Origin of the sequence: Novosphingopyxis baekryungensis DSM 16222 (assembly GCF_000420305.1) — a bacterium.
Taxonomy (GTDB): Bacteria; Pseudomonadota; Alphaproteobacteria; order Sphingomonadales; family Sphingomonadaceae; genus Novosphingopyxis; species Novosphingopyxis baekryungensis.
The window spans coordinates 293,831-300,942 of sequence record NZ_ATUR01000005.1; the positions used below are offsets into that span (position 1 = coordinate 293,831).

Below are 7,112 nucleotides of genomic sequence, written 5' to 3' on the forward strand. Positions count from 1 at the left end.
AATCATGAGCCACGACAACCAAGCCGAACGCAACCGCATTGCCGAAGAGGGCATGTACCGTCCCGATATGGAGGGCGATGCCTGCGGCACCGGCCTCGTCGCCGAGATTTCCGGCAAGCCCTCCCGCCGTGTGGTGACGGCGGCGATCGAGGCGTTGCGCGCGGTGTGGCATCGCGGCGCGGTGGATGCCGATGGCAAGACCGGCGACGGCGCGGGCATCATGGTCGATCTGCCCGAGCGGTTCTTCGACGATGCGATTGCCGACAGCGGCCACCGCGTACTGCCGAACAGGCTGGCCGTGGGCATGGTGTTCCTGCCGCGCACCGATCTCAATGCGCAGGACAGCTGCCGCATGATCGTCGAGAGCGAGCTGATCGCGTCCGGCTACACCATCTATGGCTGGCGGCAGGTGCCGGTCGATCCGTCGGTGATCGGGCGCAAGGCCCAGATCACCCGGCCGGAGATCGAGCAGATCATGATCGCCGGGCCGCTGCCGGAGGAAGAGACACTCGAGGAGTTCGAAAAGGACCTCTACATCGTGCGCCGCCGCATCGAGCGGAAGGTGATCGAAGCGCAGATCGCGGACTTCTATGTCTGCAGCCTGTCCTGCCGCTCGATCGTCTACAAGGGCCTGTTCCTGGCCGAGAGCTTGTCGGTCTTCTATCCCGATTTGCAGGATGAGCGGTTCGAAAGCCGCGTGGCGATCTTCCACCAGCGCTATTCCACCAACACCTTTCCGCAATGGTGGCTGGCCCAGCCGTTCCGCGCGCTGGCCCATAATGGAGAGATCAACACCATCCGCGGCAACCGCAACTGGATGAAGAGCCATGAGATCCGCATGGCCAGCATCGCGTTCGGCGACGCCTCGGACGAGATCAAGCCGGTGATCCCGGCGGGCGCATCCGACACGGCATCGATGGACGCGGTGTTCGAAACGCTGATCCGCTCAGGCAAGGAAGCGCCCACCGCCAAGCTGACGATGATCCCCGAAGCCTGGCAGGCCTCGGTCGATCTGCCTGCCGAGCACAAGGCGATGTACGAATATATGGCCAGCGTGATGGAGCCGTGGGACGGCCCGGCGGCGCTATGCATGACCGATGGCCGCTGGGCGGTGGCGGGCGTGGACCGCAACGCGCTGCGCCCCCTGCGCTACAGCCGCACGTCCGATGGCCTGCTGGTGGTCGGCTCCGAAAGCGGCATGGTGGTGCTGCCGGAGCCCGATATCATTGAGAAGGGCCGGCTGGGACCGGGCGAGATGATCGCCGTCGATCTGGGCGAGGGCAAGCTGTACGCCGACCGGGAACTGAAGGATCGCGTCGCCGCCGAGCAGCCCTATGCCGAGCTGGTGAAAGGCTTTCGCACCATCGACGATCTGCCCGAGATCGATAGCCCGGATCTGCCGCGCTATGACCGCGCCGAGCTGACCCGCCGCCAGGTGGCTGCCGGACAGACGATCGAGGACATGGAGATGATCCTCTCGCCCATGGCCGAGCAGGCCAAGGAAGCCGTCGGATCGATGGGCGACGATACCCCGCTGGCCGTGATCAGCCACAAGCCGCGACTGATCAGCCAGTTCTTCCGCCAGAATTTCAGCCAGGTCACCAATCCGCCGATCGACAGTCTGCGCGAACGGCATGTGATGAGCCTGCGTACGCGCTTTTCCAACCTGGCCAATATCCTGGACGAGCAGGACCAGAACGATCACGTCCTGGTGCTGGAAAGCCCGGTATTGCTCAGCGCGGACTGGGCGCGGCTGAAAAGCGCGTTCGGCAAGCTGGCGGGCGAGATCGACTGCACGTTCGATCCGCATGCCGGGTTCGAGGAACTGCGCGCCGCCATCACCCGCATCCGTCGCGAGGCCGAGGAAGCCGTGCGCGGCGGCCAGACCGAGCTGTTCCTGACCGACGAGAATATCAGCGCGGACCGCTGCGCCATCCCCATGGTGCTCGCCGCTGCTGCCGTGCACACGCACCTGGTGCGCAAAGGCCTGCGCGCCTTTTCGTCCATCAATGTGCGCACCGCCGAATGTCTGGACACGCATTATTACGCCGTGCTCATCGGCGTCGGCGCGACCACGGTGAACGCCTATCTGGCCGAGGCCGCGATTGCCGAACGCCATGGCCGCGGCCTGTTCGGCGATCTGTCCCTGGACGATTGCCTTGCCAACTTCCGCACCGCGATCGACGATGGCCTGCTCAAGATCATCGGCAAGCTCGGCATCGCCGTGATCTCCAGCTATCGCGGCGGCTATAACTTCGAGGCGGTGGGCCTCAGCCGCGCGCTGGTGAACGATCTGTTCCCCGGCATGCCCAACAAGATCTCGGGCGAGGGCTATATGTCCCTGCACCTCAACGCGACCGACCGGCATCTGGCCGCGTTCGACAGCATGGTCGCCAAACTGCCGATCGGCGGTTTCTACAAGCAGCGCGCGGGCGGCGAGGAACATGCCTGGTCCGCGCAGCTGATGCACCTGCTGCAGACCGCCGTGGCGAAGGACAGCTATTCCAGCTACCTGCAATTCTCCGCCGGTGTCCGCTCGCTCGATCCCGTTTATCTGCGCGATCTGATGGAATTCAATTACGCCAAGGAATCGCTGCCGGTCGACCAGGTCGAAGCCGTCACCGAGATCCGCCGCCGCTTCCTGACGCCGGGCATGAGCCTTGGCGCGCTGTCCCCCGAGGCGCATGAGACGCTGGCCATCGCCATGAACCGCATCGGCGCCAAGGCGGTGTCGGGCGAAGGCGGCGAGAGCCCCGAACGGTTCAAGCCCCGTGCCAATGGCGACAATGCCAACAGCGCGATCAAGCAGATCGCCTCGGGCCGGTTCGGCGTGACCGCGGAATATCTGGGCGCCTGCGAAGAGGTGGAAATCAAGGTCGCGCAGGGCGCCAAGCCCGGCGAGGGCGGCCAGCTGCCCGGCTTCAAGGTGACCGAGTTTATCGCCAAGCTGCGCCACTCCACCCCCGGCGTCACGCTGATCAGCCCGCCGCCGCATCATGACATCTATTCGATCGAGGATCTGGCCCAGCTGATCTACGATCTGAAGCAGATCAATCCGCGCGCGCGGGTCTGCGTCAAGCTGGTCTCGTCCGCCGGCATCGGCACCGTGGCCGCAGGCGTGGCCAAGGCGCATGCCGATGTGATCCTGATCGCCGGCCATAATGGCGGCACCGGCGCATCCCCGCAGACCAGCATCAAATATGCCGGCACGCCGTGGGAAATGGGCCTGAGCGAAGTCAATCAGGTGCTCACCCTCAACGGCCTGCGCCACCGGGTGAAGCTGCGCACCGACGGCGGCCTGAAGACCGGACGCGACATCGTGATCGCCGCCATCCTGGGCGCGGAAGAGTTTGGCATCGGCACGCTCAGCCTCGTCGCCATGGGCTGCATCATGGTGCGCCAGTGCCACAGCAACACCTGCCCCGTCGGCGTGTGCGTGCAGGACCCGAAGCTGCGCGAGAAGTTCACCGGCACCCCGGAGAAGGTGATCAATCTGATGACCTTCATTGCCGAGGAGGTGCGCGAGATTCTCGCCCGACTCGGCGTCTCCAGCCTGAACGAGATCATCGGGCGCACCGAATTGCTGCGTCAGGTGAGCCGCGGCGCGGAGCATCTGGACGATCTGGATCTCAACCCGATCCTGGCCAAGGTGGACGCGCCCGATACCCATCGCATCTTCAAGATCGACACCTTCCGCAACGAGGTGCCGGACAGTCTGGACGCGTTGATGCTGCAGGATGCCGGGCCGGTGTTCGAACGGCGTGAGAAGATGCAGCTGACCTATACGGTGCGCAACACGCACCGCGCGGTCGGCACGCGGCTCAGCAGCGAAGTCACCCGCGTCTTCGGCATGAAGGAACTGGACGACGACTATATCCAGGTGCGCCTGCGCGGCAGCGCGGGCCAGTCGCTCGGCGCGTTCCTTTGCCAGGGCATCACGCTGGAAGTGTTCGGCGATGCCAATGATTATGTCGGCAAGGGCCTGTCCGGCGGAAAGATCATCGTCCGCACCACCGTCAGCTCTCCGCTGAAGACGCAGCAAAACTCCATCATCGGCAACACCGTGCTCTATGGCGCCACGGCCGGGCAGCTTTATGCCGCCGGGCAGGCGGGCGAACGTTTTGCCGTGCGCAATTCGGGCGCATCGGTGGTGGTCGAAGGATGCGGCGCCAATGGCTGCGAATATATGACCGGCGGCACGGCGGTCATCCTTGGGCAGACCGGCAGCAATTTCGGTGCTGGCATGACCGGCGGCATGGCGTTCATCTATGATCCCGAGGCGGTGTTCCCGATGCGCGCCAACCCGTCCAGCATCGTCTGGCAGCGGCTGGAGAGCGCCTGGTGGGAAGACCATCTGCACGGCATGATCAAGGCGCATGTCGCCGCGACCGGCAGCCGCTGGGCCGCCGCCATCCTGGAAGACTGGGAGCGCGCGCGCGGCGCCTTCTGGCAGATCTGCCCGAAGGAAATGCTCGGCCGGCTCGATCATCCGCTGAGCGATGCCGAGCAGAACGTGGTGGCGGCGGAGTAAGATAAGCCGGCCAGCGCGTGCCATAGTGATACGGGCCGGTTTCGCTTATTGCTCTATCGCAGCTTTCGGCTATTGACGGATCAACTGATACGACAAGGGGTATGACGATGAAGAACTGGAAACTGTTGGCCGCTGTTGTTGGCCTGGGCCTGGCCACCTCCGCCTCCGCCATGTCCCCCACGCCGACCGATCCCGGCACCGGTGGCGGTACCACAAGTGGTGGCAGCACGTCCGGTGGCGGCGCTGTCGATGTGCCCGCACCGCCCATGATCCTGCTGTTCGGTGCCGCCGCTGGCGTCATCGCGCTGCGCCGCCGCAAGGCCAGCAAGTAAAACACATTGGGGCGCCGGGCGACCGGCTCCCCTTGTTACATGCGCTCGCCGGGCGAGCCATGGCGCTGCCCATGCCATGTGGCGGCGTGAACAAATTGCGGGGATATGTGCGCGCCTGCCCGTTCCCCCTTTCCCCGCCATCGACAGCTGGCTAAGGCCGGGCCATGTGGCGTCTCTACCAATTTCCCCTCTGTCCCTTTTCCCGCAAGGTGCGCCTGCATCTGGCGGAAAAGGGTGTCGGCTATGAGCTGGAGCGGGAAAATCCCTGGGCCCAGCGGGACGAATTTCTGGACATGAACCCGACCGGCCGTACGCCGGTGATTCAGGACAGCGAGCGCGGTCTGGTGATCGCGGATAGCCGCGCGATCTGCGAATATTTCGAAGAAACCGTCGACAGCAACAAGATGATCAGCGGCAGCAGCGCTTATAGGGCCGAGATTCGCCGCCTGATCGCCTGGTTCGATGAGCAGTTTTATGGCGATGTCACCGCGCCGCTCATGCATGAGCGCATGCACAAGCGCCTCGTTCACCGCCAGCCACCCGATGCCAAGGTGCTGCGCGAGGCGATGAAGCTGGCCAACACGCATCTCGATTATATCGATTATCTGATCGACCATCGCAGCTGGCTGGCCGGCTCCACCCTGAGCCTGGCCGATCTGGCCGCCGCCGCGCAGCTGTCGGTGGCCGATTATCTCGGCGGGATCGACTGGAGCGGCCATGAACAGACCCGCGCCTGGTATTCCATGTTCAAAAGCCGCCCCAGCTTCCGCCCGCTACTGAGCGAACGCATGGAAGTGGTGAAGCCACCGGCGCATTATGAAGAAGTCGATTTCTGACGAGCCACGGGATGCTCAGGCTTGCGATTGGGCAGCACTCGACTAGATTCGCGGCTGCTGAGTTTGCAGCGCCTTCTCAGCCATTGGCGGTGCTCGCCGTTCCCTTGGTACTGGCCTGAAAACGTCTCCGCTCGTGCGGACTGCGCGAGCCGATGATCTTGAACCCTTTCCATGTTGCCGGTAGTTGAGAGGAAGCTTTCGGGTGAAAGCAGCCATGGAATGCTGCCAAGATTGTCGACAGTTTGTGGGCCGGTAGCTGACTGGCAGCTTCTGATTTGGAATGGAGCGAAGCGGACCCCGCGCTCCACTTCGAGCTGGGTGGCTGATCGAAAGCGAATCCGCACGTTCTCAGTTTGCTAACACCAAATGGCTGCATGGGGAGCGGACTTGAGCAAGTAAGAGCAACGAAGATCTTTCACAGTACGGGGAATGCAAGTACTCTCAAATGGGACCGGTATTGGAAGAGGCAGAATGCGAGACGATTATAAGGTGACAGACCGGGCCTATCTCGCTCGATGCAGGGGGTGGATAATTGAAGGCAGAAAAGCCGGGTTATTCTATGCCGCGTTCGAGCTTAAATGCTTTTTGGAAGCGAAGCTCGGAGAATATCTCGAGAACTGGGAAGGTAGACCTCTTAAGAAGGTTCAGGTTCACAGGATTAAGGATAATGTAAAGTCCTTAGCTAAACAGAATACGATGCCGGACATTGTGCGGATGGTGTTCACGAACGAAATTGGGTTATCGGAGACTTATTTCCACACACCCGTTCCGGTTCCACTGATTGATTATGCCACGAAGACCCTAGACGGGCTGCGGCACGCACAAACGCGTTATCGGAAGCCGGACGATATTTGGTGGCAAGAGACGCGAAATGCGCTCATCGAGAACTACCGGCGAGCTTGGTTCGCATCACGTGGAACTGCACCAGTCCCTCCGCTTTGGAGGCCGGAGGATGGTAGGGGCGAGATGCCATTCACGTTCTTATTTCCCGATGATGAGCCGCCTTCGCAGTTGTTCGAAGATAGTAAGCCTGGAGATAGCTACAATGTCGAAATAAGTTACCTAGATGAGCCTCCGAGGGATTGGGTATGTGATCTTTAAGTGAGAACACCGCGTTGGCGAGTACTCGAATCGGCTGGGATTAGGCCCTGTTGACAAACTGGATTCACAAACGGGCTGAGTTGTGATTCAAGATAGCTTTTGCGGAGGTTATCTTGGCGCGGTTGCTGATGGAGGATGCGGAGTGGGCATTCTTTGAACCCTTTTTGATGGCGGTGCGTGGGCAAGGCGGTCGGCCTGCCTCCAACCACCGGCTTGTTCTGGATGGCATTTTCTGGATTGCTCGCACTGGTGCTGCCTGGCGTGATCTGCCTGAAGAGTTCGGCAAGTGGTCGAGCGTCTATCGCCAGTTTC

General features: G+C 62.3%; 5 protein-coding genes. All 5 read left to right on the plus strand.

Translation table 11 applies throughout. The annotated features are described in order from the left end of the window. Positions 1-4 precede the first annotated feature (4 nt). Entirely contained in the window at positions 5-4,531 is a 4,527-nt protein-coding gene (gene gltB / locus G410_RS0110595) for a glutamate synthase large subunit (RefSeq protein WP_022673633.1), read from the plus strand. Between the two features lie 107 nt (positions 4,532-4,638). Further along, positions 4,639-4,863: a PEP-CTERM sorting domain-containing protein gene (locus G410_RS0110600; RefSeq protein ID WP_028971355.1), complete on the plus strand. Its 225-nt coding sequence runs from the start codon at positions 4,639-4,641 to the stop codon at positions 4,861-4,863. A gap of 164 nt (positions 4,864-5,027) precedes the next feature. Then, on the plus strand, positions 5,028-5,699 hold the full coding sequence (locus tag G410_RS0110605) for a glutathione S-transferase family protein (RefSeq protein ID WP_022673635.1): 672 nt from the start codon (positions 5,028-5,030) through the stop codon (positions 5,697-5,699). A 471-nt stretch (positions 5,700-6,170) separates the two neighbouring features. Then, entirely contained in the window at positions 6,171-6,800 is a 630-nt protein-coding gene (locus G410_RS0110610; RefSeq protein ID WP_022673636.1) for a hypothetical protein, read from the plus strand. 128 nt (positions 6,801-6,928) lie between these two features. After that, a partial coding sequence (locus tag G410_RS17750) for a transposase (protein ID WP_022673637.1) occupies positions 6,929-7,112 on the plus strand: 184 nt, incomplete at its 3' end.

What these genes read in the sequence shown, in the direction of transcription:
- G410_RS0110610 (WP_022673636.1), top strand. Translation starts at nt 6,171, where the DNA reads ATGCGAGACGATTATAAGGTGACAGACCGGGCCTATCTCGCTCGATGC.
- gltB (WP_022673633.1), top strand. Translation starts at nt 5, where the DNA reads ATGAGCCACGACAACCAAGCCGAACGCAACCGCATTGCCGAAGAGGGC.
- G410_RS0110600 (WP_028971355.1), top strand. Translation starts at nt 4,639, where the DNA reads ATGAAGAACTGGAAACTGTTGGCCGCTGTTGTTGGCCTGGGCCTGGCC.
- G410_RS0110605 (WP_022673635.1), top strand. Translation starts at nt 5,028, where the DNA reads ATGTGGCGTCTCTACCAATTTCCCCTCTGTCCCTTTTCCCGCAAGGTG.